Genomic DNA, 26,920 nt, shown 5'->3' on the forward strand with positions numbered 1-26,920 from the left:
CTCAATCCTAGTCCCCCACACGCGCACCCACCTTCCAGACGAGGAACGCGCCGAGGACGGCGATCGGCAGGGCGAGGAACGGGGAGCAGAACCACTGCAGGAAGCTCAGTGCCGTGGCGGTGAGGATGACGGTCACCGTCATCTCCCAACGGCGGCTCGACAGCTCCATCAGCGCGACGATGGCCACCAGAGCCACGAGATACCACGGCTGCAGGGCGACGGAGCAGACCAGGTAGACAGCCAGTATCGCGGCCTGGAATCGCAGTGGATCCCCGGCACGCGAATCGGTGGGCCCCCATTGGACCCAGCACCACATGATCCCGATACCGGTGAGGCTCAGACTCACCGCCGTGGCGACTGGAGTCATCTGCTGCACCGACACCCCGGCCCAGCCCAGCATCTGGACGACGAGGGCGATGGGGGCGTCACTCGTCACACTCACCGGATTTCCCCCGGAGGGGTTGAGCCACCCCAGCCCCAGACCGGCGATGCCGGACACTGCCGCGAAGACGCCGACACCGCACATGGCTGCCACCGCCAGGAAAGCAACGAGTCGTGCCCAGCTGGCCGGTCGCGCAGCACGACCGCCCGCTGCACCAGGTGACGTGCTGGCGTGAGCCGAGGACTTCCGGGCCGAAGCCGCGGACCGGGCAGCCCCAGGTCGGGCAGCGCGTGATCGCGATGTGGCCGCTCGCGGCGCACCTCTGCGGGATCTGCCATCCCCTGGTCGGCCCCTGCGCTGCCGTGCCTCCTCGCCCTGCGATCCGTCCCCAGGAGCGAGGGCATTGCACAGTTGGGCCCAGATGACGGCCACGACGCCGAGGCCGAAGAGCACACCGGGCTGCTTGACGGTACCGGCCAGGCCGACAAGGGCCCCGCCACCGATGGCAGCCCACCAGTACTGACCACGCCGCGCCAACGTCCAGGCCACCACCAGGGCCCACACCCCGATCACCGTCTGCATCCCGTCGTTGTGCACCCCGCCGACGACCTGCAGGACTGTCAACGGGTTGACGACCGCCACCCAGAAGGCACGGTGCTCGTCCACCCCAGCGAGCCGGGCCACTCGTGTGACGGCCATGCCCAGAAGGATCAGCGCTGCCACCGCCACCATGCGCAGCGTGATGATCGTGGCAAGGGGGCGTCCGCCAGACAATGCCACTGCCCCGGCCTGGCCCCACAACGATCCGGGTGGGTAGACGGCGGTGCTGCCCCTCCAGTGCGAATCGACCAGGGCGCCGAGGTCGCCAGCCCTGCCCTGCGGCACCTCATAGGGATTGAACCCATTGGCCAACAGGTATCCCTGGGCAGCGTAGGCCCAACCATCACTGCTCATGACCGGCGGGCAGACCATCAGGGGCAGGACCCAGACAGCAAGCACCCGCCACAGTTGAGGGGTCCGCCAACCTCGAGTCGCCAGCCATGACCCGCTCAGGACGACGACCCCCAACGCTCCGACCAGTCGGGCCAGCACCTGGTTCATGCTCACCGTGCCGCTCGTCGGGGTGGTGTCGGTCCAGGCCCATTCAGCAATCATGAGAGCACCGGCGAACCCGAAAAGGGCCACCTTGAATGCCGTGCGATCCCGGTGGGAGGCAGCAGCGGGGGTTCCCGCAGCATTCTGCGCACCGTCCGGAACCGCCTCATCACGTCTCTGGCTCATCCACGTCCTTTCGGTCACCGGCAACACTACCGGCTCGTGACGCCATGACCCCCAGCACGCACGACGGCCCCGGAAGTCACCTCCCGGGGCCGTTCGCGGACCTCTCAGCCGAGTGTCTCGAGGCTCGACCTCACTTGTCGTCATCCTCGTCGTCAGGCTTGTCCACCACCAAGGTCTCGGTGGTGAGCAGCAACGAGGCGATGGAAGCGGCATTGGCCAGAGCCGAACGCGTCACCTTGACCGGGTCGATGACACCATCGGCAATGAGATCGACGTACTCACCGGTCTTGCCGTTGTAGCCATGCCCGGGCTTCAACTCGGCAACCCTGGAGACAATGACGTAACCGGGCTCGCCACCATTCTCGGCGATCCAACGCAGCGGCTCACGCACGGCCTCCTCGACGATCTGGGCACCGACCAGCTCGTCGCCGGCGAGCCCGAGCTTGTCGGCGAGGTTGGCGGAGGCGAGCAATCAGTACCGTCGTGGCCGTCACCACCTACGAGAATCGATCAAGATTTACCCAGCGCCTGCAGTCCCGGGGGTCACTTCCGGGGGAGATCCGTCGCGCCGTTCAGCAGGGTGGTACATCCACCATTTCATCGGTTCGGCATTCCAGTTGGGCGCCATGGCGACGACCTATTATGCGTCACGCACCGAGCCTCTCAACTGGGACGCCCACACGAACATCAGCTGGGCGCTGCTCTTTATTGCGATCATCGTGATTCCCGGCTTGTTGACCTTTGTGGAATCCTTCGTTGAACCGGACGGTTCTGGGCAGGACGTCGTCGCTGGGGTCACCATCATGCTGGCTCTCGGCGGGATTATCACGATGGGGGTCCTCGCGGATACCCCAATCGTGACAACACCGGTACCGTTCTCGATCCTGTTGCCGGTAAGCCTCGCGCTCACAGCCATTGCCCCATGCAGCCTGCCAGGGAGCAACCCTCGAGCAGACAGTATGTTTACGGAAACTCACTACGGAGCGTGGAGTTCTCGCTGGGTGGCTCCGGTGGTTTGCCTCATTCTGTGGATCGTCAGGCTAGCCAGCTGACCAGGATAACGCCCGCAATTGACGGATTACGCGGTTACCACTGGACGAACGACGGGGATGCCGTCGTCGCTGAGCACCCGGGCACGGAACCCGTAGACGCGCTCCAACACGTCCGGGGTGAGGACTTCCGGGGGTGATCCTTCGGCATGCACCCCGCCCTCGTGTAACAACACCAGGCGGTCACAATAACAGGCAGCCAGATTCAGGTCGTGGAGGGCGACGATTGCCATCCTGTGCCCGCTGTCAACGGCTCCGCGCACTAGGCGCAACACCTCGATCTGATTGTGCAGATCTAATGCAGAGGTGGGCTCGTCGAGCAGCAAGACCTGAGGATCTCGAACTACCATCTGCGCCAACGCCACCAATTGCCGTTGGCCGCCAGACAGCTGGGAAATGAAGCGGTGGGCGATATGGGCAATACCGACGCGCTCCAAGACATGAGCAGCACGTTCCACCGTCGCTTTGCTCCTGCTGCGAGCCGAGGTCAGGACCGACTCAAGGACGGTCAGGGATGCGGTGGCAAGCACGTCCTGGGGTAGGTAACCCACGACGTCGCGCAGTTGGGCTCCGCTGACATGGCCATCGTCATCGCTGATGATCACCTCTCCCGAGGTAGGGGTCTTCAGCCCGGCGATCGCCTTGATGAGCGTGGATTTTCCCGCTCCGTTGGGTCCGAGCAGCCCAGTGACCGTCCCCCGCTCCAGCGGACCGAGGCTCACCCCGTCGAGTACGTGACGCTGCCCGTAAGACAAGTGCAGGTTAGACAAGCGGATGTTCACGATGCCCCTCCGAAGACACGATGCCGAGTGAGGATGAGGGAAACGAATACTGGCACCCCCACTAGCGCGGTGATGATCCCAATAGGTATCGCCACCCCAGGGATGATGGTGATCGACAGGGCATGGGCGGTGGCTAGTATGAAGGCCCCAGTAGCTGCGGAGGCAGGCGCGAAGTATCGCTGCTCCTCGCCAACCAGGATGCGGGCGACATGGGGACCGACCAGACCGACGAATCCGATGACCCCAGCAAAGGCGACGGTAACTGCTGCCAGCAGTGACGCCAGAATAAGGATTCGCGACCTCAGCCGGGGCACATTCACCCCCATGGCGGCAGCACGTTCATCTCCGAGTCTCAACGCGGTCAGCTGCCCCGAATGCCTGATCGTGATGGGAATAGCGATAGCCAGGACGGCGGCGATGATGGCATTCGAAGTCCACGTAGCCCGTTGAAGGGAGCCCATCGTCCAGAAGACGATCTGTTGGAGGGCCTCCGGGGTGGCTCGGTACTGCAAGAGCGCCAGGAGCGCATGGAATCCGAATACCAGGGCGATACCAAGCAGGATCATGGACTCCCGGCCATCTTCACGGCGGCGTGAGACAGCGGCAACAATGGCAACCGCAACAAGGGATGCCACTGCTGCGCAGACCGCCACGTTGAATTGGGAATTGGGAATGATCGTCCACCCCAAGACGATAGAGGCGGCCGCCCCAAAAGCCGCTGCTGCAGAGATCCCTAACGTGAAAGGTTCTGCCAGCGGGTTGTCCAGGATGGTCTGCATGTGCGCGCCTGCGAGCGAAAGGCACACCCCAATGAGTACCGCCATCACCGACGACGGAATGCGCAATTGCCACAGCACCATTCTGGTCTGAGCATCCACCGTGGAGGGATTGACCAGTGCTCTCAGCAGCTGGGGAAGAGTGATGTCCACGGGGCCAGCCACGATGGTGACTAGGAAAGCAGCCACCGCAATGACCGAAAGCAGGACAATGGCCCAGCGCTTCCAACGGGCACGCCGGTAGTATCCCCTCACCACAGCCACCATTCCGGTGGCAGGATCCTCCCGGGCAAGGAACATGTCAGTGTTACTCACGTCGGATTCACTTCTTCAGCGTGACGAAAAACACGCCGCGGTAGCCAAAAGGCAAGTAGTCCTCATGGAATTTAGCGAAATCCTTCGTTAGGTCGACACCCTTGAATTGTTTCGGATGCTGCCATGCCGCGAACTGCTCAAGTGCGAAAACATTAAAGGGAGAGTCGTAGAACTGATGATAGACGGCATGCAACTTTCCGTCCTTCGGGGCCTTGAGTAAGGAAAATCCCGGGGTCTTGAGCAGGCCAGCCAAGGTCCTCTGTGCATCGTCATCAGTGACGTTATATCCAAGTTCGACGTGAGGAACCGACTCCGGTTTCTTCGGATCCTTAGCCCACGAACCACCGGTGGCGATGATGTGTTCGGGTTGGGTTGCCACAATCTTCTCTGGGGTGACGTCACCTGCAGATGTCCGGAGGAGGTCCACCCCAAGGTTGTGGCCTCCGGCAGCGGTGATGACGTCGCCCAGATTGAGATTCGCATAGGTGGAGCAACAGTCCTTAAGCCCGGCAGTACGCCACAGAAATGTGCGAGGTTTGTCACTTTCCCGGGAGACTCTTCGTGACACGTCATCAACCTTTGATTGATAGAATTTATTGAATTCCTTAGCTCGGGAAATAGCCTTTCCACCAAAGATTTCACCGAGTGTCGCCATCGATTTCGTGGTGTTTTCTAGAGGCTTTCTGCGGAAGTCGATGAAAACATAGGGAATCTTGGCTTGGTCCATTTTCTGAAGAAATCCAGCCTTCTCCGCAGCCTCTTTCTGGTCCAGAGTCATGACCACCGCATCGGGCTTGAACGACAGCATATTCTCCACAGTGACGTCCCCCTTCGCGATACTGCCAATCATCGGAAGTTTGCTCACCTGTGGGCGGGCCTGACGCAATGCAGATTCGAAGCTGGGCGCCGCCTTGTGTAAATCAGCGCCGATGGCTACCACATCCTTAGCCGGATTCTCCTTGTTCAGGACACTGGTGGCCATCAGCGCGCGCCCCTCAGCCAAAAGAATGCGCTTAGGTTGGGCGTCAAAGGAAACCGTGCGCCCTGCAACATCGGTGACACTCAGAGCGGGAGTATGGCCACTCGACGCCTTCTCCTGGGCACCACCGGCGCAGGCACCAAGACCTAACGTAAGAGCAATCGTGGCAATGGCGCCGAGAGTTCTTGTGACATTCATGATGGTGGCGGGCCTTCCTGTGGGGGCGTACAGCGTCAATACAAAGTGAGCTTAAGGTTAGCCTTACCTAAGCCTTGGTGCAAGCATGACGCCGCGCATCCACGAAGCCCCCAGCGTCAAAGGTTTACACCGAGTATGACCACCCGGTCGGTCGACCATCGTGATAGGGCAGACAGCCGTGGAACTGCGGAACATCAGGATCAAAAACCAGCGGCAGAAAGTAGCGGTCCCCCTCCCACATCGGTAACTCGTCGAGCGAATCGACGCGCTCCCAGGTCAGTGGCCCCTCTTCATTGGCGTCAGGGATGGCGTCGGCAATGGGATGCCACGAGTCGACGAGGAAGATAAATCCGAAATGGTCCTCTCCGTGCCGCCCGAACCCCGGCCACGAGACGGTGCCACGTAGGCGCATGGCGTCAACCTCGATCGCAGCCTCCTCGCGCAATTCGCGCTTCATGCCAGCGACGACATCCTCCCCCGGTTCCACCTTGCCTCCCAGCCCGTTGTACTTGCCGAGCTGCTCATCGCCAAGTCGTGCGATGCGATGCACCATGAGAACGCGTTCGCCATCGGGGTGCATGACGAAACCAAGGGTGGTGAGGATTGGGGTCATCATGAGGACATCCTCTCAGGGCGACGGAGACGAGTGGCAAGAGACGGGCAGCCTCGACCAGTCACGACAGCTTATCTGGGGCCCTTGGCGCTTGATGTCTACATGGCTGCGCGTCCTTGTACCGGTCCAGCAATTCGTGGGCCACGCGTTATCCTGATGCTGCGCGTCTGACTGCCGGACGATGGCGGGATAATCTACTGATGGGTCCTGAATCCTACCCCCTCCGCCCCCGGACTCTGTGCTCGATACGAGGTCACGGCCGCGCTGGCCTTGCGTAACCCGCTAGGTGTAGATGCCATGTTCCATCTCCCCTGACGTCTCCCGAACACCCGCGGCACTAGCAGCCCGAAGGTGCTCAGTGTTCAGCGATCCCTATGCGGATAGAGGGTTGACGAGCGCTACGTATATGCGCATAGTTATGTACATGCCTAGTAGAAACGTGTACGTCGCGGAAGACGACGTGAACCTGTTCACCAAAGCCAGTGAGATCGCTGGCGGTCTGTCTGCGGCCGTCGCGGAGGCGCTCCGCGACTACGTGAAGAAGCATCAGCGAGCGAATGAGGGCTACGAGGAAATCGAGCTCGCGCTGCGCACTGACGAGGTCGACCACAGGGTCACCTTCATGGGACGGCGTCTGGTTCGCGTCAGGCAACCAGTCCCAGAAGGGACCCGCATCGACACCGTCTATCAGACGGCCAAGAACCAGCTGGCTGTCGCCACCAAGATCCAAAGGAAGCTACCCAACTGGGCCGCAGGCCAGGAGAACATCTGGTCACACCCCGAAACCTGGGACCGCGACTTCTGGACCACTGGAGACAAGACGCTGGTCGTATACCCCGATACCGAACACCTGCGTCAGACACACGCTGTTTTGGCTGAACGCGTCGAATCAGCCCTCTCCATCCCCCCTCTAGAAGTTTTGGATATCTGAGATGCGTTCGCCAATCACAGACCGTACATCCTCGGTGCCAGCACTCTCTATTGCGCAGCTCACGAAGAAGTACGTCGTTCAGGCAGGTATGAAATCCCGGCACTATGCGGGGTTTCCCTAGATCTCTACCCCGGTGAAATGATAGGGCTTTTCGGACCCAATGGAGCTGGGAAGCCTACTCTCGTCAGAATCGTTGCCGGTCTTCTCTCCGCTGACTCCGGTGACGTGGCGTGGGGATCATCTGAGGGGCATTCCTGCTTGGGTTATGTGTCCCAGAAGGGTGGGCTCCAATACGGCCTCACATGCCGGGAAGAGATGGCCTTCCATGCCCAATGTTTCGGGCAGTCGGCCCGGCAAGCACGCGCGAGCGTCGACGCCGTTGCGGCGATGCCGAACTGCGGCTATCTCATGGACTGGAATGTTGGCCGACTATCCGGTGGCCAGAAGAAGGTCGTCGAGGTTGGTCTTGCACTGGTGGGGCATCCATCTGTGGTCTTACTCGACGAACCGACCCCTGGGCCTCAATCCTGCGACCCGACTGTCTCTGTGGCAGACGGTTCAGGCCGCTCGACACGAGACACGCGCCGCTTTCCTAATCACGACCCACTACATCGACGAGGTGGCCGACCATCTATCCAATGTCAGTGTGTTGAACCACGGCTCGATAGTCGCCAGCGGTTCCCCCACAGCAATTCGCGAGCAATACGCGTTGGGAGAGGTGGTCGTCACCGTTGGGGGAAGCATTACCGAGCGCACCGTCAACCTATTAACCGGCTCTTTCCCTGACACAACGCAAGACGACGATCGGATCCGCATCCGGTCAAAGCACCCCAACCGCGACGCGGCTGTGGTCAGTAGCATCCTTGCAACCAACGCCATCGAGATGACTTCAATCGCCACCCGTGATGCGTCCCTTGAAGAGGCGTTCTTGGCGATCACGACAACCCCCGGGAAGGAGCAGCTTTCATGAAAGCCTGTTTTTCAGGCTACCTGACGTTGACGCTGAGGGCGCGAGGTGACTTCACCTTGACCTTCGCGCAGCCTCTCGTCTATCTCGCCCTCTTCGGTCCACCGGTGATGGGGTGGCGTTGGGCCTGCGATGGGGCTGTGAGGACCGGTCCTGCATGGTAATGCTCGGCCCACCCTGCAACCTCAGCGATAGGCACGCCACCGTCGGCGACAAGCTTGGCAACGATCAAACGATGCCCCGGGATCAGTACTGCGTTAGCGTGAGACATCAGAGGGCCTTCCTGGTTGAACGGGTTCTGTCGCAAGTCCCACCCAACCAGTAAGGCCCTCCCCTACCCACACACTCGAATCGCAATCCTTCAACCAACCTGTACGGTCAGTACACCTGATATCGATGCGGTTTCTGTCACGCGAGCGGGACGAGACGCCGCCGGTCATGGTGGCTGCCCATAGGTGTTTCGCGGATCGCTCCGATGGAGTTGCCGGTGAATCGGCTCCAGCCACCGATCTCGACCGCCAGAGCGAACCCGGTCAACGTGGAGATCCCGCGCAAGCAGCCCGGCCGGTGAACGGTGCCGGTCCAGGGACTGTCGGCATCCATGGCCGCGATCGTGACAACGGAGTCGTAGCCCTCGTCGAACGTGGCTTGGACCAGTGGCAAGCCGAAGCGCTGCCGTCGCACCCAGGCATCGTGGGCACCGGCCCAAGCCTGCCCGTCCGAGTAGACAACCTCATGCCTCAACAACCAATTCGACAGGCGGTGACGAGCCGGCATCAGGTCACTGCAGCAGTTCCTCGCAGGCCCTCACCAGGTCACGGGCGGCTTAAGTGAGCTCATCAGGGACCGTCACTGTAGATGACCGCAGCCGGGCCCGGCAGGGTCGTGATCCACGCCGTCACTTCAGTCAGGTCGGAGCAACGTCTAGCTCTGAAGATTTCTCCGGTCTGGACATCCATCGCATGCGCCACCACGCTGCGGGCGGGCAGATCCATGTCGGCAGGGAACTCAGATCATGTCCCACTCAGGCAACACAATGGGCTCCTGGTCGCAGGCTTTGGCAATGTCATCGGACACCCGGGAACGGGGCACGATGACCTCGTAGACGTATTCATCGAACCACGAGTCGTTCATCGTGAAGAATCCCTTGCGGCCCACCTCGTCACCCCAGGAGTTCTCAACCCTCCAGCGCACCGGGACATCGTCAACCAGATCAACCCCGACGAAGGTCATGGCGTGAGTGCCACCGGATTCACGCAACCGCAACCTTTCAGCCTTCGAGATGTCCATGTCGATGCCGTAGAGGGCCTCGTAGTCATGCAGCTTCGCATCCCAGATGCCCAGGTCTTTGTCGAATTGCTTCTTGACATCGCAGGAGAACCACACCGGCTCACCGTCAGCAATTGACTCGACAATGGTCTTCTTAAGGAGATCAAGGCCCACCGACAGATGCCAATATGGGGTGCCACCCTCCATGTACGGGGTGTGCTCGTGGACGTAGGTGCGGCCCACCGGGTGTTCTTCGCGCGGGTCATGGGCGAGGGCCAACCACGGGTCGAAGGCTTGTGGCACGATCTCATGGGCAAACTTCAGCGGGGTGTAGGTGCCCTTGCGGTGGAAGTTCTTATCCTTGTCGCGGTACTGCCACATGAAGCTGGTAGGCGGAGTCCCCAGGTGGATCGCCAAAATCCGCCACACCGCGTTCAGGGCCTCGTTGCGCACTGCCTCCATGTGGGCCGACCCTTCAGCCGGGTCAGAGTTCGTGGCCCCCTCCCGAATGCGCCCGATAGCCCTACGCAGTACCGTCGCAAGTGCCTGATTCATCTGAGCAGTATTTCCTGCAGACTCTGTGTCAGGCATCGCCCATGACGGCACCAACCCATATTTCGCGACGATGTCAGTGAACTGGAACCACCAGCCGCCGTCCTCACTCGGGTAGTCCATGATGGAGCGCACCTCCTCCTCGCTGGCATCACGGGAGGCAGTAGCGATAGCACGCGACAGGGTGTGGTTGGCCTTTTCGAGCTTGTCGAAAAACGCGATGTAGTTCTGCGAAAACTGGAAGTCATCAACTTTAAGCTCATCAATGACTTTGGCGCGCAGCACATTAAGTCCAGCGAATTCCCAGCACCGTCCGGAATTCTTCTGGTCGATTACCTTCCAGGAATCGAGCCGCTGAGAGGTCGTCTCGTCAACACTATTGACGAGGGTGCGGTCCAGACTGACAGTATCAGCACCGGTACCAGTCACAGCATTCTGCACCAGCCGTCCAACGGCGTCATTGGTGAAGGACTTCGCGCGAAGCGTACTAAAACTGGCGTCAAGAACGAAGAGTTCACTCATTCCTCATCCACTCCGATCTCTCAATAATGTTTCACAGAATGGCACAGTAGAGCACTGTTACGAGCGACGTTAGGGCCAACAGCTTAAGGCCACATATTCGCATCTTCGACGATCCCTACCACCCCGAAATTCAGACAAGCACCGTCTCGATGGGCAATCCTGAATCAGCCGAAATATCCATGGCCGACACCGGCAGCCCCGCTTTGACAACCTGCACACCTAAGGCCGCGATCATGGCCCCATTGTCGGTGCATAGCCCCGGACGCGGGCGTCGCAACTCCACCCCTGCAGCCTCCATCCGCTCAGCGAGCAAAGTGCGCAGTCGCGAGTTCGCCGCGACTCCCCCGCCGATGAGGAAGTGCTCGAGGCCATACTCCTGGCACATGTCGACGGCTTTCGCAGTGAGAACGTCGGCAACAGCCTCCTGAAAACTGGCAGCAACGTCGGCGATACGGAACTCAACTCCGTCACGCTGTTGGGTCTCAACCCACCGGCTCACCGCCGTCTTGAGGCCAGAAAAAGAATAGTCAAAGCGATGCTTAACCATGTCGTGACGGGCGGTCAGGCCGCGCGGGAAATGGATCGCTTTCGGATCGCCCTCAGCAGCAGCCTTATCAATGACGGGCCCGCCTGGGTACGGCAGGTCGAGCACACGGGCCACTTTGTCGTAGGCCTCCCCAGCAGCGTCATCGATCGTCGAGCCGACCTCAATAATGTCTGTGGCGATGTCGTTTACCCGCAGCAAGCTGGTATGGCCGCCTGAGACGAGCAGAGCCCCACAAGGCATCGGCAGCTCACCGTGCTCAAGCAGGTCGACGGCGACGTGCCCGGTCAGGTGGTTGACGCCGTAAAGCGGCTTGTTGAGCCAGCTTGCCAGCGCCTTGGCAGCCGACAGACCGACGACCAACGCCCCTGCCAGACCGGGACCCGCCGTCACGGCGATGCCGTCGAGCTCGGACAGGTCCACCCCGGCGGTGGCCGTGGCCTTCTCCAGCACCGGGACGATCGCCTCCAGGTGGGCACGCGACGCCACCTCGGGGACGACCCCGCCGAAGCGCACGTGCTGCTCCATCGAGGATGCGACCTCGTTGGCGAGCAGGTCATTGCCACGGACGATGCCGACTCCGGTCTCGTCACAGGACGACTCGATGCCCAGGATGAGCGGTTCAGACATGGTTCTCCTCGGTTGTGGTCGCGGGCAGGTCGACGGACATGACGAGGGCGTCAACCCCGCCGCCGTAGTAATTGGGACGCTGGGAAATCGTCTCGAATCCGAAGCGTTGGTACAAGGAGATGGCCGGGTCATTGTCTCGGCGCACCTCCAGCATCATGGTGCGGCACCCCCGGGAGCGTGCCCAGTCGATGCCACGGGAGAGCAGTTCGACGGCCAGTCCATGCCCTCGCGCCGCGGGCGTGACCATGATCCGGTCCAAGTCGGCGACGTCGAAACCGTGGAAGGTGGCGACGGCCGCGACCTCGTCCTCCCCGGCGACCAGCGTGAGGCGGTGGTCGGCCGGGGAGATCTCCTCGGCCCAAGAGGTCCGGGACCACTGCCGGGACGTGTCGAAGCTGGCCTGCTCAACGGCCATGATGGCATCGAGATCGGCCGGGCTGGCGACTCTGGTCATCGCTTGATGCCGGGCAGGGTCAGGCGAGTCGGGGCCAGGGTGGCCTTACGGGTTGTCGGGACAGTGGCGTCGGGATCTCGCAGGTAGAGCGGTTCCAGTCCGACGTCGGGCATGGTCTGCCAGGACGCGGCGAGCACCCCGGCGTCCAGACGCTCTGGGGATCCGGGGGCGGGCGTCAGACCGCGAACCGGGCACCCCGGACCGCCGACCGGAATACCCTCGGGCAGTTCCTCGGGCCGGGTGACGTTGGGTCCGTCGAGACGGTTGCCGGAGGCGTCGTAACGAGCCCAGTACAGCTCGTGACGACGGGCGTCGGTACACACCACGAACTCGCCGTCGACGCCGTCGTCAGCCCATTGGCGGGCCAGGACGTCGAGGGAGCAGACCGGGTGCGGGGTGAGGTCGGCCAGGTGGGCGAGTACCCGCCCGGTGGCCACCCCGACGCGCAGTCCGGTATAGGGGCCAGGGCCGACGCCTATGGCCACGTCACCGATGTCGGTCAGGGCGATCTCGGCCTGCTCACACGCGGTGTGGATGAGGGGCATGAGCTGCTCGGCGTGGGCGCGAGGGTCGTCGTGGTGCAGGCTGACGAGCACCTCGGACCCGCACGCCAGACCGACGCTGACGGCCGTCGAGGTGTCGATTCCCAGAACGATCGTGTTCATCAGATGTTGTCTCCGGTCTCGTCAGGGGTGGTACCAAGGGGAAATTCGGACAGTGGCGGCAGGTCGACGTCCTGCCAGCGGGGGCCGAAACCTTCCAGGTAGACCACGCGGGTCTCGTCGGCGGGATCCCCGCTGCGACGAATGCCGATGTCGAGGTGAGAGCCGCCGAGGTCCTCGGCGATACCGGCTCTCCACTCGATCAAGGTGACGGCCCGGTCCATGGTCTCGTCGAGGTCCAGGTCGACCAGTTCTGCGGCTGACCCGAGACGGTAGGCGTCAACGTGGACGAGTCCCGGGCGCCCGTCAACTCCGGCGTGACGTCGGGCCAGCACGAAGGTTGGGGAAATGACCGGCCCCTCGACCCCCAGACCCAGACCGATCCCCTGGGCCAAGGTCGCCAGCTCTGCCCTGCGGCACCTCATAGGGATTGAACCCATTGGCCAACAGGTGTCCCTGGGCAGCGTAGGCCCAACCATCACTGCTCATGACCGGCGGGCAGACCATCAGGGGCAGGGCCCAGACAGCAAGCACCCGCCACAGTTGAGGGGTCCGCCAACCTCGAGTCGCCAGCCATGACCCCCAGCACGCACGACGGCCCCGGAAGTCACCTCCCGGGGCCGTTCGCGGACCTCTCAGCCGAGTGTCTCGAGGCTCGACCTCACTTGTCGTCATCCTCGTCGTCAGGCTTGTCCACCACCAAGGTCTCGGTGGTGAGCAACAGCGAGGCGATGGAAGCGGCATTGGCCAGAGCCGAACGCGTCACCTTGACCGGGTCGATGACACCATCGGCAATGAGATCGACGTACTCACCGGTCTTGCCGTTGTAGCCATGCCCGGGCTTCAACTCGGCAACCTTGGAGACAATGACGTAACCGGGCTCGCCACCATTCTCGGCGATCCAACGCAGCGGCTCACGCACGGCCTTCTCGACGATCTGGGCACCGACCAGCTCGTCGCCGGCGAGCCCGAGCTTGTCGGCGAGGTTGGCGGAGGCGTGGATGAGGGCCGAGCCGCCACCGGCGACGATGCCCTCCTCGATCGCAGCACGAGTGGCCGAGACGGCGTCCTCGATGCGGTGCTTCTTCTCGTTGAGCTCCACCTCGGTGGCAGCACCCACGCGAATGACGCACACGCCACCGGCGAGCTTGGCGATCCGCTCCTGGAGCTTCTCGCGGTCCCACTCGGAGTCGGAGTGGTCGTACTCGGCGCGCAGCTGGGCAACGCGTCCATCGACGTCGGCCTTGGCCCCGGCACCGTCGACGATGGTCGTGTTGTCCTTGCTGACGACGACCTTCTTGGCGCGTCCCAGGACGTCCAGATCCACCTGGTCGAGCTTGAGGCCGACCTCGGGTGCGATGACCTGGCCACCGGTGAGGGTGGCAATGTCCTGCAGCATGGCCTTGCGACGATCGCCGAAGGCCGGTGCCTTGACGGCCACCGAGTTGAAGGTGCCGCGGATCTTGTTGACGACGAGGGTGCTCAGGGCCTCCCCCTCGACGTCCTCGGCGACGATGAACAGGGTGCCGTGGGCGGCGATGACCTTCTCCAGCACGGGGAGTAGGTCGTTCATCGAGGAGATCTTGCCGGAGTGGATGAGGATGTAGGGATCCTCGATCACGGCCTCCATACGATCCTGGTCGGTGACCATGTAGGGCGACAGATAGCCCTTGTCGAACTGCATGCCCTCGGTGAACTCCAGCTCGGTGCCGAAGGTCTGGGACTCGTCGACGGTGATGACGCCGTCCTTGCCGACCTTGTCGAAGGCATCGGCGATGAGCTCACCGATCTTCTCGTCACGGCTGGAGATGGTGGCGACGCTGGCCATGTCGGCAGTGGTCTCGACGGCGCGCGACAGGGATCGCAGGTTCGCCACGAGCTGGGTCACGGCCTTGTCGATGCCGCGCTTGAGGCCAACCGGGTTGGTGCCCGAGGCGACGGCGCGCAGGCCCTCGTGAACCATGGCCTGGGCAAGCACCGTGGCGGTGGTGGTTCCGTCACCGGCGACGTCGTTGGTCTTGGTGGCGACCTCCTTGGCCAGCTGGGCGCCGAGGTTCTCGTAGTGATCGGTGAGGTCGACCTCCTTGGCGACGGTGACACCATCGTTGGTGATGGTCGGTGCGCCCCACTTCTTGTCAATGACGACGTAGCGGCCCTTGGGACCCAGCGTCACCTTGACGGTGTCGGCGAGGGTGTCGACACCGCGCTCGAGTGAGGTGCGGGCGTCCTCGTCAAACTGAAGCTGCTTTGCTGCCATGTGTCAGCGCCTCACTTCTCGACGATGGCGAGGATGTCGCGCGCGTTGAGCAGCAGGTACTCCTGACCGTCGTACTTGACCTCGGTGCCACCGTACTTGGAGAAGATGACGACGTCACCCTCCTTGACGTCCATGGGGACGCGAGTGCCCTTGTCGTCGACGCGGCCGGGGCCGGCGGAGATGACCTTGCCCTCCTGCGGCTTCTCCTTGGCGGTGTCGGGAATGACGAGACCGGAGGCGGTGGTCTGCTCGGCCTCGAGAGGCTGGACGAGGACGCGGTCCTCGAGCGGCTTGATCGTGGTTGCCACGATGAACCCCTTTCGTGAAAGGACGGATGTTCAAAAGTCTCCTGCCAGGGGTTGCGAGCCCCGAGCGTTCGAGCCTTCGGCGTCGCGGGTGCGTCCAGCTCGTTGGCACACTCACCATGAGAGTGCCAATCAGAAAAGTACACCGGCATTAGCACTCAGGCAAGATGAGTGCCAGAGATTGTTGAGTCGGTGAGGCTCAGGCTCCCGGTGTGCCGGAATCCGACGGTCCAGGATCTGACGGACCGGAGCCCGACGATGGGTGTGGGAAGTCCGAACCGGCGCCACGACGAGGTGCAGGACTGGCGTCCGCATCGGCCGCGACATCCGCGTCGGGCTCGACTCCCCTGGCCAGATGGTGTGGCTGACCGGCACCATCGGATGCCTCCCACGGCTGGACGTTTCTCGGCTGAGGCTCCTGGCCCTCCAGAGTCTGACCATGATCCCCGTGAGCAGGGGTCGAGGAGTGCGGCATGGAATCGCCGTGCTGAGGCTGACCGTCTGCGCGGCGCGGCTGGTCGGAACCAGACTGACCAGCACCAGGCTGCCCAGAATCAAGCTGCTCGAAACCAGGCTGTTCTGAACCAGACCGTTCCAGGCCCTCCTGGGCGGGCCTCCCACCATCAGGCTGCCCGGGATCGAGTGGCACCGATTCGCCCTGCGACCCGTCGCCCCGGGAACCCTTCGCCCGGTGACGCACGATGACTGCAATGACGGCACCGATGACGGCCAGGGCAAGCACCCCGATGATGAGCCACATCCACCACGCCAGGGCACTGGAGGAACGCTCGCTGGTGGCAGTGATCCCACTCGACATGAGCTCCTTGGCACTGGTCCAGGTGACGGTGTTGCCGTCCACCGTGCTCGACCCGGAGTGCTGGGTCACTGTGCCGGGGAAGGTCACCGACACCTTGAAATCACTGAGCATCTCGGGGGTGATCTCCTGACCCGAGACCTCGGGTGAGAAGATCTCCTGACCCATGCGGAACTTCACCTCGTCGTCGGTGAACGTGATGGCGACCCCGGAATCCCGAGTACCAATGTTCTTGGCGTTGTCCTCACCGACGATGGTGCAGCCGATGTACTCGTCGTCCTCGTACTTCTTCGCCGCCGCCTTGTCGGTGATGCCGGAGGCGGACATCAACTGCTCACACTCCTTGAGCTCCCCACCGGTGTTCTGACCGGACATCTCGGCCATGGACTTGGAGACGGCAATGGTGAGGTTGGCGTTGACGTGTTCCTCGTCCTTGATGTCGTAGGAGGCATTGAATTTCATGCATCCGGACAGCATCAGGAGAGGAGCCAACAGGAGGACGCCCCAACGCCGGGGGCGGCAAGAATTGCTCAGCATGTGATCATGCAACCACACATCCCATCTGCAAAGCGAGATGGCAGGGTCAATTTCTGGTGACCATTCGCCGCCGACACACCACGGCCCGGGCTCCAGCCGTCGTCGGGGTGCACACCAGAGTTGCGCTGTTCGGCCCGGAGGGTTTGAGCTTGCGTCGCCATGTCACGGGGTCGACGTCCACCCCGCGTTTCTTGATCTCCACCGTGCCGACGCGGTGCTTGCGTACCCAGCCGCGCAGGACGCGCACGTCGAGGGGCAACACCTCCTCGACGGCGAACCAGGTGAGCCACGGGGTCTCGACGGGCTCGTCGACGGTGAGGTAGGCAATGCCCGGAGCCACCGACCGCAGCCCCGGGGCGATGGCGGACAGGCTCGCCGCACGGATGGCCGCAGGATGCGGCTCGGCCAGAAAGGCCCCCAGGTCACCGGGTTCGGGAGCGGGGAGCGCCGCGGGGAGTTCGACCGGGCCTCGATCGTCGCTCCGGTCGACGAGGACGGCCCGGTCCCCCGGCCACAGATCACCAAACCCTGACCACAGGGTAGCCTCGACGAGATCACCGCGATGCCCCACATGGGTGACGGGCTGGTTCGGCAACTGGCCACGATCGACCCCGGGGCCGAGCTTGACGACGCACGGTGCCAGGTGCAGGACATGCTCGACGAAGGACCACGGCGGCTGGACGTCCGCCAGACGCCAGGTGCGCCCCCGTCCGGTCCGACGGGCCGGGTCGAGCATGACGACGGCCCCACCTGGCCGGACGCCCCGCGACGCGAGGCCTTCCGGTACGCGGTCGTGGGGCTGAGGCACGGCGGCGAGCAGCTCGTCCAGCACCGCCGTGGCATCGGCGCACAGTACCTGCGCCCCGGGCAGGTTGTGGCGGGCGAGCTCGGCGGTGGCCGGATCGATCTCCACGGCACTCACCTGCAGCCCGGCATCCAGGCAGGCTCGGGAATCGGCTCCGCAGGCACAGCCCAGGTCGATGACGTGCCGAATCCCGGCGGCCTTGAGACGCTCCGCCCGCCAGCGAGAGACGTCGCCGCGGGTGGCCTGTTCCAATCCGTCGCGGGTCCACAGCATGGTGGCTGCCACGTCACCGATCTTGCGTACCGCGCTCTGGCGCATTGCGGCCTGGTCCAGGGCGGCAGCAGCCAGATCGGCGGGAAACTCGCGGCGCAACGCCGTCGCAGCGGCCAACGAGTTGGGATCGGACTGGTCCAGGGCAGCAGCCAGGGCGTGCGCGCCGGGGGTGCTGGTCAACTGTTGGGCCACCTGCACATCCACGCAGATCACCCTACGTCATGGCCAGCCGACTCCACGGCGTCACGCCTCAGGACTGCCCGTCACACCTCAGGCCGGTCCGTTGCACTTCAGGTCAGTACCGAGTACGTCCATCCGGTCGGCCGCCCATCCCGGTAGGGGATGCAGCCGTGGAACTGCGGGATCGTCTCGTCGAAGACCAAGGGCAGAAAGTACCGATCACCTTCCCACATGGGCAGCGTGTCGAGCTCGCCGATCCGCTGCCAGCTCAGCGGACCCTCCTCGTTGGCGTCGGGAATGTCGCCGTGCCACCGGTCGATGACGAAGATGAGCCCGAAGTGGTCCTCGCCGTGTCTGCCGAAACCCGGCCACGAGACCGTGCCACGCAGCCGCATGGCATCGACCTGCAGGCGGGCCTCCTCCCACAACTCGCGCCGCATGCCGGCAGCGGCGTCCTCGCCGGGTTCGACCTTGCCACCCAGCCCGTTGTACTTGCCGAGCTGGTCGTCGTCGTTGCGGGCGATGCGGTGCACCATGAGCACCCGTTCGCCATCGGGGTGCCGGACGAATCCCAGGGTCGTGAGCACCGGCGTCATCATGCGACGGCCCTCACAGCACGTCCCAGTACGGCATGACGGTGAGTTCGCCGTCGAGGGCGTCACGCTGGGCCTGGCTGAGCCTCGACCGTGGTACGACGACCTCGAAGACGTACTCGTCGAACCAGTTGTCGTTCATGGTGAAGAACCCCTTGGTGCCGACCTCCTCACCCCAGGAGTTCTCGACGCGCCAACGCACCGGTGCACCGTCGACCAGATCGACGCCGACCAAGGTCATGGCGTGGGTGGGAGAGGTTTCGTGCAGTCGCATCCGGTCGGCCTTGGACCGGTTGAGTTCCACCCCGTAGAGCCCCTCGTAGTCGTGCAGGTTGGCGTCCCAGATGCCGAGCTCGCGATCGAACTGGGCATTGACGTCGCAGGAGAACCACACCGGATCCCCGGCACGGATCGACTCGACTGCCAAGGCCTTGATGTCGTCCATCCCGGCACTGACGTAGGAGTAGCCGGGACGCCCCACCATGTACGGGGTGTGTTCGCGCACATAGCCTCGGCCCACCGGGTTCTCGGTGCGCGGATCGTGCTGGACGGTGGCGTACTCGCCGAGGTCACCGGGGATGATGTGGCGGGCGAACTGCGTCGGGGTGAACGTGCCTTCGCGATGGAAGTTCTTGTCCTTGTCACGGTACTGCCAGGTGAACGAGGTGGGCGGGGTGCCCAGGTGGATGGCCAGCACCCGCCAGGCGTCCTTGAGCCCCTGCTGCCGAGCCGCAGCAATCCTGGTGTCCTGGTCGCCGGCACCCCTGGCAGCACGGATCTGGCCGACGACGCGACGCACGATCATTTCCAGGGCCCGGTTCATGCGGCCGGTGTTGCCCGAGGACTCGGTGTCGGGCATGGCCCACTGTGGCACGAGACCGTACTTGCCGACGATGTCGACGAATTGCGGCCAGTAGCCACCATCGCCTAGTTCACCGAGCAGGTCACGCACCTGCTCGTCACCGTCGGGCAGGCCGATGGTCTCCACGGCTCGGGCAAAGGCGAAGTTGACCTTCTCGATCTTGTCGAAGAAGGCGATGTGGTTCTGCGAGAACTCGAGATTGTCGATGTTGAGATTCCTCATCACCTGTGCCCGGATGACGTTGAGGCCGGCGAACTCCCAGCACCGCCCGGAATGTCTCTGATTGGTGACGCTCCAGCTGTCCAGCCGCTCCGACGTCGTCGGGTCGATGCCGTTGAAGACGTCGCGATCCAGGCTCACGGTGTCGACGCTGGTGGTGGTCACGGCGTTCTGCACGATCCGACCCAATCGATCCCTACGAAACTCCTTGGTCTGCTGCGCACTGAAATCAGTCCTCAGAAATAAGCTGCCGCTCATGTGCACCTCCGTAGCCGAACCACATAGTCGATACTCAATGTTCACTAAATATTCATCACCTTTTTACTGACACCCATCGCGCCAAATGAGTATCTTGCACACAGGTTGCGAATCGCGATCACAACCGTACAACATGTACTCATACTCTGGAGGATCCATGAAACACTCACAGCACCTCCAGCACCTCGCGGCTGCAGTCGCCACCACTCTGCTTGTCGCCAGCGCCGCATTCTCTGCTCCACAGGCACAGGCCTTACCTTCCAAGTGCGGTTGGAAACTGAGCAGCCGGGACGTCATCGCGACTTGCGTCGGAGGAAGCGGACAGTTCCGAGTACATCTCGACTGTCGAAATGCACCTGACCGCTACTCAATTTGGGCGCGACCCGGTCAGACAGTAACCGCGAAATGCATCGCTGGACACCCTTACCGTGTAATCTGGGAAACCGTCGACTGATTCCACCCGACCCGAAACGCAAATACCAACTACTATGAAATTGACAATCGACGACGTCACCGTCACCTACCATCACACCGTGGCCGTTGACCACGTAGGTTGGCAGCTGAGCGAGGGATTCCATGCCCTGCTGGGCCCCAACGGTGCAGGCAAGAGTTCACTCATGCGCACCCTCGTCACCTTGCAGAAACCATCCTCAGGCACCGTTTCCCTTGACGGACTCTCCGGCAACCAAATGCGCCCCCGTTTGGGTTACTGCCCCCAGGAGAATCTCGGTAAATCCCGACTCACCGTGCACCAACATCTGGCATACATGTGCTGGCTGCACAAGATCGGCAAGGCCGCCACCGCCAGTGAAGCGGACCGGGTTCTCGACGTCATCGACCTCACTGACCGCGCCGATGACCGTATCTCCTCCTTGTCAGGAGGGATGCGGCGTCGCGTGGCCATCGGTTCAGCCCTCATCGGCTCCCCCGATCTCGTCGTGCTTGACGAGCCCTCCGCCGGGTTGGACGTCGCCCAACGCGAGGGACTCACCCGTATTCTCGGGCGGGTGGCCGGTCAGGCCATCACCATCGTCTCCACGCACATCATCGAGGACGTTCTCGAGCATGCCGACACCGTCACTGTCATGGATCACGGCCGTTTCAAGTTCCAAGGGCCCTTCGACAAGTTCACCGACCAACGAGACCTCGCCGCAGTACGTGCACGCTACATGAACATCGTGGAATCATGAATAGCGGTTTCATCTCGTGGCTTCGACACCACCATGTCCCCGCGGCCGTGGGGACCAGCATTCTCGCCGCAGTCATCCTGCGTTTCCTCGTCCTCCTCATCGATCTGCAGGCGGGAGGCACCACCGACATCGCACCCATGTGGGTTGCGATGGGCACGAGCATTCCCCTACTGTTCATCGCCACATCCCAGACCGACATGGACGCCGTCGCGCCGCGTTCCCTGACTGCCCGCCGAACGATCCTCATCGGTGGCTCGATCGTTCTCACCGGCCTGCTCTCGCTCATCCTGTTCCCCGGCCATCTCGACGACGCAGCCATGGCATGGCGAGACAGCTTGGGACTGTATGGCCTGGGTCTGCTCAGTCTCACCTTCCTGCCCATCCGGGTCATTTGGGTACTACCGACGGTGGCTGGGTTCGCGTCATGGATGTTCGGTTGGCCCCTGTACCCCACCGTCGGGCACGGTCTCTGGGGAGCGCTACGAGCCCCCGCAACGCTGCACTTCAACGGCGGTGCCCCCAACCTCAGCGTCCTCACCTGTGGGATCCTGCTCGTTGCCGGAGTCGTCACCTACTGCTGTGACATCGAGCTCGGCCCGGGTGCACACAGTCAGGTGGCGCACACACATCGAAGAGGAAGCGGAATCATGAGCGCCGGCCTCGTCTGGCCGACGATGCTCATCCTCGCCATTCCGATGGTATTGAGCTTGGGGTCAGCGTGGTCGACGTGGGCAGGGGCTCCGAGGATCTTGTTGGGCTCACAGATACCTGCGGTCCGTCATTTCTGGCTGCCCTGTGCCGGAGCAGCCGGGGTGATCGCAGGTCAGACGCGGTGGCGCACTGGGGTGGCGGTGTGGGAGGACCTTGGTGTGCGCAGTGTCTCGGCTCGGCTCGTGCGTCCCAGCCTGCACGCCATTCTCATGGCCGTTGCGCCTGCACTTGTCATCGTTCTCGTTGCTCTGACAGCCAGTGCCGCGGCGATGGGCCACCAGAGGATCGCAGGCCACGTCGTCGCAACAGAGATCGTCGATGGGATGGGTCCGTCCCTCACACTCCTGTTGGCCATGGCCGTCGTCGCCGTCATCTCCGCGATCGTCGGCAGCGTCGTGAGGTATGTGTGGATGGTGCCGTTCGTCGCGATACTGTCAGCCTTCCTCGCCCTACCTCTGAGCGTCTTGGGCGGCTCTGATGTCGAGGAAATCGACGAACAGATGGCCCAGAGATACCCGACTTTGATCTGCCAGCACAGCGCCAACAAGGGCATCGAGGTATGCACCCGCGACCCCAACCGAGCCTACCTACCCGCAGCCGTGCTCACCCTCGAACAGGCGCGCACCGGCTCGGCCCATCCTGACGCCTGGCCACAGCGGTTCGTCCTCGACAATGCAGGAACCCTCGGAGGGGTGGCCCCAGGATCCGCTGCTCCTCACACGGCACTGCCTGATCTCTCCCTCAAAGACAGCCGCGGGTACGCTCCGCCACAGAGTCTGCACAACGACTATCTGGAGTCCGTGGCCTATTCGACGGCTGCGTGGTGCCCGAAGGCCAGCCAAGAGGACGTCCTCACCATCATGGGGGTGGCCGGTTCAGGCCCCTCGGCGGAAAGCCCCACCATGGACACCAGTCTCACCGCGCTCCGGGCCTGTCGAGCTCGAGGGTGAATACGGACGCGGCAGACTTGGTCCTCCGATGGTGAGGTCTCAAGCCTGCCTCCTGCACTGCCAATATCCATGTCGACCGTCGCGGTGGTCTGATGACGTCCTCACAGCACCATCGCGGCGATCCAGCCGGCGACGAGCAGTGGCAGGTTGAAGTGCAGGAAGGTCGGGATCACCGAGTCGCGGATGTGGTCGTGCTGGCCGTCGGCACCCAGCCCCGCCGTCGGTCCGAGGGTGGAGTCCGATGCGGGCGATCCGGCGTCGCCCAGGGCACCGGAACTCCCGACGATCGCGACCGTCGCCAACGGTGAGAACCCCAGCGACATGCACAGCGGCACGTAGATCGTCGCAATGATCGGCAGGGTGGAGAACGACGAGCCGATCCCCATCGTCACAACGAGCCCCACCAGCAGCATGACGGCCGCGGCAAGGGCCTTGTTGGTGCCGAACAGGGCCGTGGCGTCGGTCACCAGCAGGGTGACGTGACCGGTGTCCTGCATCACCTGGGCGAATCCCTGGGCCGCGATCATGACGAATCCGATGACAGCCATCATCTTCATGCCTTCGGTGAAGACCTCGTTGCTCTCCCGGAATGGCACGGCGCGGGCCATGAGGATGATGCCGAGTCCTGCTATGGCACCGACCAGCAGGGAGTTCGACTTGGCACCGGCAAGCTGCATCGCCACCTGGACGACGAAGGTGACGATGATGGCGATAATGGCCACCGTGGCTCGGTAACGGTTGATCGGCTCGGCCGTGCCGGCCGCTCCAGTGACCTGTGGGTCCGACGAGTCATCGCCCTCCGAACTGGTGATCGAACCAGTCCCAGCCACGGCTGGCTGTTTCGCCAGCGACCGATCCTCGTAGTCACGTGGCTTGCGATAGCTCACGAACAGCGCGATGAGCAGGCCAGACATCATTCCCAACGCCGGGATGCCCATGGCATGCATGATCTTGATGCCGTCGGTGCTCATCCCCGCCTTGCGGATGTTGCCCAGCAGGATGTCGTTGAGGAAGATGTTGCCGAATCCCACCGGAATGAACATGTACGTCGTCACCAACCCGAACGTCAGCGTGGTACTGATGGCACGCCGGTCCAGGTGCAGCCGGTTGAAGACGGTGAGCAGCGGTGGGATGAGCAGCGGGATGAAGGCGATGTGCACCGGGATGAGGTTCTGCGACATGATCGCCATGAGGAGGATGGCGCCGATGAGCGCCCATTTCGTCACTCGATGGGTCCGGCTGGACGAGTCGGGGGAGGCCGCGTCGAGGCGGGCGATCATCCACCTGGCCAGGGCATCCGGCAGACCGGTGTGGGCCACGGCCATGGCGAATGCACCGAGCAGGGCGTAGCTGAGAGCGATCTGCGCCCCACCGGTGAGCCCCTCCTGGAACGACAGCATCGTGCCGTCCAGGCCGAGGCCGCCGACGAGACCACCCACCAGAGCGCCGATGAACAGTGCGATGACCACATGCACCCGGCACACGGCGAGGACGAGCATGAGGATCACGGCGAGCAGCACGGCATTCATGTCCGAGATCCTACATACGCGCTGCACACATTCAGGTCGTCATCATGTGGTGGAACGTTGCGGTTTGTGTTCCAGATCTGTGCTCAGTCGAACTGGCCCTGGAGCACCGACGCCACGTCGGTCGCCGTGACGTGGGCCGAGGGATGGCGGTGCATCGATCCGGCCATGAGGGTGTGATCACAGGTGTGACGAATACCCAGCAGGTGGCCGAATTCGTGCGCAATGGTCGCACGGATGGCGTCGGGATACTGGTATGACGTGACGTGCACGGCGAGGTACCGGTGGGACGGAGATGCTTCCCCCAGCACGTACGAACCGGGAACCGGGTCGTAGCGCACACTGATGGTCTGGTCGGTGGCAGTGGCTGTCTCGGCGAGAACGACCTTGCCCTTGAGAGCCTCGTTCCACTCGGCAACGGCAGCGTCGAGCTCCTTGCGATACGGGAAGTCCTTCTGCACGACGAAGTCGAGCCTGCCGTCCTTGAGGTAGGCAGGAATGGAGTCGGAGTCATGGAGGATCGACGGATCGGGAACCGGTTCCCCGGCGTTCGCGGCGCTCACGATGGCACGGCAGGTGGCTGCGGGGATGGGCGGTTTGCCATCCCCACCGATGGCATTGGCGAACGGTGCGGTGACGACGGCACTTGCGGCGGCGAGGGCCGTGAGAATTCCACCGGTGAGGATCTTCGAGATTTTCATGAGGATGATTGTCTCCGTCGGGGCATGGGCAATGAAACCTGATTCATGGTTACCCCGTATGGTAACTGTCACATCGCCCGTCTCGCCAAATCCCCATCCACTACGGATGAGGCACGATCACACCAGGATCGTCTCCACCGGCAGGCCGGAATTGGCCGAGATGTCCAACGACGACGGTTCGAGACCGGCCTTGACCACCTGCACACCCAGCGCCGCGATCATGGCACCGTTGTCGGTGCACAGCCCGGGGCGCGGGCGGCGCAGCTCGACCCCGGCGGCCGCCATGCGCTCGGCGAGCAGGGCACGCAGCCGCGAATTGGCCGCCACACCGCCACCAATGAGGAAGTGTTCCAACTCGTACGTCTGGCACAGGTCGACGGCCTTGGCGGTGAGGACGTCGGCCACCGCCTCCTGGAAGGATGCCGCCACGTCGTTGACGGGCACCTCCTTGCCGTCACGCTGCTGGGTCTCGACCCAGCGGGACACGGCAGTCTTGAGCCCGGAGAAGGAGTAGTCGAAGCGGTGCTGGATCATGTCGTGCCGGGCAGTGAGTCCACGGGGGAAGCGGATGGCCTGCGGGTCGCCCTCGGCGGCAGCCCGGTCGATGACGGGCCCGCCGGGGTACGGCAGCCCGAGCAGCCGGGCCACCTTGTCGTACGCCTCGCCCGCAGCGTCGTCGATGGTGGCGCCGACCTCGACGATGTCGGTGGCGATGGAACTCACCTTGAGCAGCGAGGTGTGGCCACCGGAGACCAGCAGGGCCCCGCACGGCATGGGCAGCTCACCGTGCTCCAACAGGTCGACGGCGACGTGGCCCGCCAGGTGGTTGACGCCATAGAGCGGCTTGCCGAGGTAGGAGGCGAGGGCCTTGGCCGCCGACAATCCGATGACGAGAGCCCCCATGAGTCCCGGTCCGGCGGTGACGGCGATGCCGTCCAGCTCGGCAAGATCGATGCCGGCCGTGGCGCATGCGGCCTGCAGAACTGGCACCATCGACTCCAGGTGGGCACGCGATGCCACCTCTGGCACCACTCCGCCGAACCTCACGTGCTGCTCCATGGAGGAGGCGACCTCGTTGGCCAACAGCTCGGTGCCGCGCACGATGCTGACTCCGGTCTCGTCGCACGACGACTCGATTCCCAGGATGAGCGGTTCAGACATGATTCTCCTCATGTGCGTTCGTGCCGGTCTGCCCGGCCTGATGTGATGTCTCGGAGCACCCGGGCTGTCGACGTGCGTCGTTCACCTGCTGTCGGGGCCTGCCGTCCTGCTGTGGCAGCCGAGCTGGCCGGGTGGTGTGCGAGCAGTGCTGCACAGGAGGCATGAGCAAGGGGGATGTGAGCGAGACTGCCATGATCAGGGCGTCGGCAGCAGGTTCACCAGCCGTGCTCCGGTAGTAGTGGGGGCGGCGCGAGAGGACGTCGAAGCCGCGTGAGCGGTAGAGCTGCTGGGCGGTGGTGTTGTCGTCGCGCACCTCCAACAGGATGCGGGTGCACCCCTGGGACCGTGCCCAGCCCAGCCCGTCGTCGAGCAGGGCACCGGCGAGTCCACGTCTGCGCTGCTGCGGCGTCACCATGATCCGATCCAGGTCGCAGGTGTCGGCCACGGCATGAAAGGTGGCCACGGCGACGAGGCAGCTGCCTGCCCCATCGTGAGCGCTGGCCTCGTCCGTGGCCCCTGCACCGTGTCGGTCGACATCCACGACGATGACGTGCCGGTCCGGGGCGCCCAGATCGGCCTGCCACGATGCGCATGACCACTGGTCCAGAGGTGGGAAACTCGCCTGCTCGACGTCCATGATCGCAGCAAGATCACCGTGCTTCGCCACTCGAA

Annotated in this window: 24 protein-coding genes and 4 pseudogenes; 5 read left to right on the forward strand and 23 right to left on the reverse strand. The window is 63.3% G+C overall.

Annotation, left to right across the window (positions count from 1 at the left end; translation table 11 throughout):
- Positions 1-7: 7 nt before the first annotated feature.
- Together mptB and ACP8JZ_RS06800 are read right to left on the reverse strand one after the other, a co-directional pair.
- On the reverse strand, positions 8-1,663 hold the full coding sequence (mptB, locus tag ACP8JZ_RS06795; protein WP_484482301.1) for a polyprenol phosphomannose-dependent alpha 1,6 mannosyltransferase MptB: 1,656 nt from the start codon (positions 1,661-1,663) through the stop codon (positions 8-10).
- 130 nt (positions 1,664-1,793) lie between these two features.
- A pseudogene (locus ACP8JZ_RS06800) lies at positions 1,794-2,135 on the reverse strand (TCP-1/cpn60 chaperonin family protein); the annotation flags it as partial.
- Positions 2,136-2,289: 154 nt separating this feature from the next.
- Here ACP8JZ_RS06800 and ACP8JZ_RS06805 point away from each other — a divergent pair.
- Positions 2,290-2,715, forward strand: a complete 426-nt coding sequence (locus tag ACP8JZ_RS06805; RefSeq protein ID WP_069103026.1) for a hypothetical protein — start codon at positions 2,290-2,292, stop codon at positions 2,713-2,715.
- A 26-nt stretch (positions 2,716-2,741) separates the two neighbouring features.
- Here ACP8JZ_RS06805 and ACP8JZ_RS06810 read toward each other — a convergent pair whose 3' ends face one another.
- From ACP8JZ_RS06810 to ACP8JZ_RS06825, 4 genes are all read right to left on the reverse strand, one after another.
- Complete coding sequence (locus tag ACP8JZ_RS06810) at positions 2,742-3,494, reverse strand: ABC transporter ATP-binding protein (RefSeq protein ID WP_484482302.1); 753 nt, start codon at positions 3,492-3,494, stop codon at positions 2,742-2,744.
- On the reverse strand, positions 3,491-4,570 hold the full coding sequence (locus ACP8JZ_RS06815; protein ID WP_484482303.1) for a FecCD family ABC transporter permease: 1,080 nt from the start codon (positions 4,568-4,570) through the stop codon (positions 3,491-3,493). The genes ACP8JZ_RS06810 and ACP8JZ_RS06815 overlap by 4 nt, the downstream gene beginning before the upstream one ends.
- A gap of 22 nt (positions 4,571-4,592) precedes the next feature.
- Complete coding sequence (locus ACP8JZ_RS06820) at positions 4,593-5,762, reverse strand: ABC transporter substrate-binding protein (protein WP_484482304.1); 1,170 nt, start codon at positions 5,760-5,762, stop codon at positions 4,593-4,595.
- A 124-nt stretch (positions 5,763-5,886) separates the two neighbouring features.
- Entirely contained in the window at positions 5,887-6,378 is a 492-nt protein-coding gene (locus ACP8JZ_RS06825; protein ID WP_036902744.1) for an 8-oxo-dGTP diphosphatase, read from the reverse strand.
- 403 nt (positions 6,379-6,781) lie between these two features.
- On the opposite strand from ACP8JZ_RS06825, the gene ACP8JZ_RS06830 reads away from it, so the two are divergent.
- Positions 6,782-7,306 carry an EXLDI protein gene (locus ACP8JZ_RS06830; protein ID WP_023034266.1) on the forward strand — a complete coding sequence of 175 codons (525 nt, stop codon included), beginning with the start codon at positions 6,782-6,784 and terminating at the stop codon, positions 7,304-7,306.
- Between the two features lie 138 nt (positions 7,307-7,444).
- A complete protein-coding gene (locus ACP8JZ_RS06835; protein WP_484484252.1) occupies positions 7,445-8,092 on the forward strand; it encodes an ATP-binding cassette domain-containing protein in 648 nt (215 codons plus the stop codon).
- Positions 8,093-8,681: 589 nt separating this feature from the next.
- Here the strand turns inward: ACP8JZ_RS06835 and ACP8JZ_RS06840 are convergent.
- The 13 genes and pseudogenes from ACP8JZ_RS06840 to ACP8JZ_RS06900 all read right to left on the reverse strand — a co-directional run bounded on the left by ACP8JZ_RS06840 (position 8,682) and on the right by ACP8JZ_RS06900 (position 20,009).
- The gene (locus tag ACP8JZ_RS06840; RefSeq protein WP_023034271.1) at positions 8,682-9,050 is read right to left on the reverse strand and encodes a hypothetical protein; all 369 of its coding nucleotides are present in this window, start codon (positions 9,048-9,050) and stop codon (positions 8,682-8,684) included.
- A 231-nt stretch (positions 9,051-9,281) separates the two neighbouring features.
- A complete protein-coding gene (locus ACP8JZ_RS06845) occupies positions 9,282-10,616 on the reverse strand; it encodes a C1 family peptidase (protein WP_484482305.1) in 1,335 nt (444 codons plus the stop codon).
- A 130-nt stretch (positions 10,617-10,746) separates the two neighbouring features.
- Positions 10,747-11,790, reverse strand: a complete 1,044-nt coding sequence (gene tsaD / locus ACP8JZ_RS06850; RefSeq protein ID WP_484482306.1) for a tRNA (adenosine(37)-N6)-threonylcarbamoyltransferase complex transferase subunit TsaD — start codon at positions 11,788-11,790, stop codon at positions 10,747-10,749.
- Positions 11,783-12,244: a ribosomal protein S18-alanine N-acetyltransferase gene (gene rimI, locus ACP8JZ_RS06855; protein ID WP_323457783.1), complete on the reverse strand. Its 462-nt coding sequence runs from the start codon at positions 12,242-12,244 to the stop codon at positions 11,783-11,785. Before rimI ends, tsaD (ACP8JZ_RS06850) begins: the two co-directional genes overlap by 8 nt.
- The gene (gene tsaB / locus ACP8JZ_RS06860; RefSeq protein ID WP_323457784.1) at positions 12,241-12,909 is read right to left on the reverse strand and encodes a tRNA (adenosine(37)-N6)-threonylcarbamoyltransferase complex dimerization subunit type 1 TsaB; all 669 of its coding nucleotides are present in this window, start codon (positions 12,907-12,909) and stop codon (positions 12,241-12,243) included. Before tsaB ends, rimI begins: the two co-directional genes overlap by 4 nt.
- Positions 12,909-13,304: pseudogene (tsaE, locus tag ACP8JZ_RS06865) on the reverse strand (tRNA (adenosine(37)-N6)-threonylcarbamoyltransferase complex ATPase subunit type 1 TsaE); the annotation flags it as partial. The gene tsaB and the pseudogene tsaE, both read right to left, overlap by 1 nt.
- A pseudogene (locus tag ACP8JZ_RS06870) lies at positions 13,297-13,437 on the reverse strand (MptA/MptB family glycosyltransferase); the annotation flags it as partial. The pseudogenes ACP8JZ_RS06870 and tsaE, both read right to left, overlap by 8 nt.
- A 130-nt stretch (positions 13,438-13,567) precedes the next feature.
- A complete protein-coding gene (groL, locus tag ACP8JZ_RS06875) occupies positions 13,568-15,163 on the reverse strand; it encodes a chaperonin GroEL (RefSeq protein ID WP_484482307.1) in 1,596 nt (531 codons plus the stop codon).
- 11 nt (positions 15,164-15,174) lie between these two features.
- Positions 15,175-15,471 (reverse strand): co-chaperone GroES, encoded by a 297-nt coding sequence (groES, locus tag ACP8JZ_RS06880; RefSeq protein ID WP_023034278.1) that lies wholly within the window; start codon positions 15,469-15,471, stop codon positions 15,175-15,177.
- A gap of 196 nt (positions 15,472-15,667) precedes the next feature.
- Positions 15,668-16,744: an LppM family (lipo)protein gene (locus ACP8JZ_RS06885; protein WP_484482308.1), complete on the reverse strand. Its 1,077-nt coding sequence runs from the start codon at positions 16,742-16,744 to the stop codon at positions 15,668-15,670.
- Between the two features lie 121 nt (positions 16,745-16,865).
- On the reverse strand, positions 16,866-18,101 hold the full coding sequence (locus tag ACP8JZ_RS06890; RefSeq protein WP_484482309.1) for a class I SAM-dependent methyltransferase: 1,236 nt from the start codon (positions 18,099-18,101) through the stop codon (positions 16,866-16,868).
- Positions 18,102-18,187: 86 nt separating this feature from the next.
- Positions 18,188-18,676, reverse strand: coding sequence for an NUDIX hydrolase (locus tag ACP8JZ_RS06895; RefSeq protein WP_306517490.1), 489 nt, complete (start codon positions 18,674-18,676; stop codon positions 18,188-18,190).
- A 10-nt stretch (positions 18,677-18,686) separates the two neighbouring features.
- On the reverse strand, positions 18,687-20,009 hold the full coding sequence (locus tag ACP8JZ_RS06900; RefSeq protein ID WP_323457787.1) for a C1 family peptidase: 1,323 nt from the start codon (positions 20,007-20,009) through the stop codon (positions 18,687-18,689).
- A 488-nt stretch (positions 20,010-20,497) separates the two neighbouring features.
- On the opposite strand from ACP8JZ_RS06900, the gene ACP8JZ_RS06905 reads away from it, so the two are divergent.
- Together ACP8JZ_RS06905 and ACP8JZ_RS06910 are read left to right on the forward strand one after the other, a co-directional pair.
- Positions 20,498-21,199, forward strand: a complete 702-nt coding sequence (locus tag ACP8JZ_RS06905) for an ATP-binding cassette domain-containing protein (protein WP_323459959.1) — start codon at positions 20,498-20,500, stop codon at positions 21,197-21,199.
- The gene (locus tag ACP8JZ_RS06910) at positions 21,196-22,860 is read left to right on the forward strand and encodes a hypothetical protein (RefSeq protein ID WP_484482310.1); all 1,665 of its coding nucleotides are present in this window, start codon (positions 21,196-21,198) and stop codon (positions 22,858-22,860) included. The genes ACP8JZ_RS06905 and ACP8JZ_RS06910 overlap by 4 nt, the downstream gene beginning before the upstream one ends.
- Before the next feature lie 101 nt (positions 22,861-22,961).
- Here ACP8JZ_RS06910 and ACP8JZ_RS06915 read toward each other — a convergent pair whose 3' ends face one another.
- The 4 genes and pseudogenes from ACP8JZ_RS06915 to ACP8JZ_RS06930 all read right to left on the reverse strand — a co-directional run.
- Positions 22,962-24,389, reverse strand: coding sequence for a Na+/H+ antiporter family protein (locus ACP8JZ_RS06915; RefSeq protein ID WP_306517492.1), 1,428 nt, complete (start codon positions 24,387-24,389; stop codon positions 22,962-22,964).
- 83 nt (positions 24,390-24,472) lie between these two features.
- The gene (locus ACP8JZ_RS06920) at positions 24,473-25,087 is read right to left on the reverse strand and encodes a zinc metalloprotease (protein WP_306517493.1); all 615 of its coding nucleotides are present in this window, start codon (positions 25,085-25,087) and stop codon (positions 24,473-24,475) included.
- Positions 25,088-25,204: 117 nt separating this feature from the next.
- A complete protein-coding gene (gene tsaD / locus ACP8JZ_RS06925) occupies positions 25,205-26,248 on the reverse strand; it encodes a tRNA (adenosine(37)-N6)-threonylcarbamoyltransferase complex transferase subunit TsaD (protein WP_484482311.1) in 1,044 nt (347 codons plus the stop codon).
- A 178-nt stretch (positions 26,249-26,426) separates the two neighbouring features.
- Positions 26,427-26,885 (reverse strand): annotated as a pseudogene (locus ACP8JZ_RS06930) (GNAT family N-acetyltransferase); the annotation flags it as partial.
- Positions 26,886-26,920: the final 35 nt, after the last annotated feature.

It is taken from the genome of Cutibacterium sp. LaCa_286, from assembly GCF_057198075.1.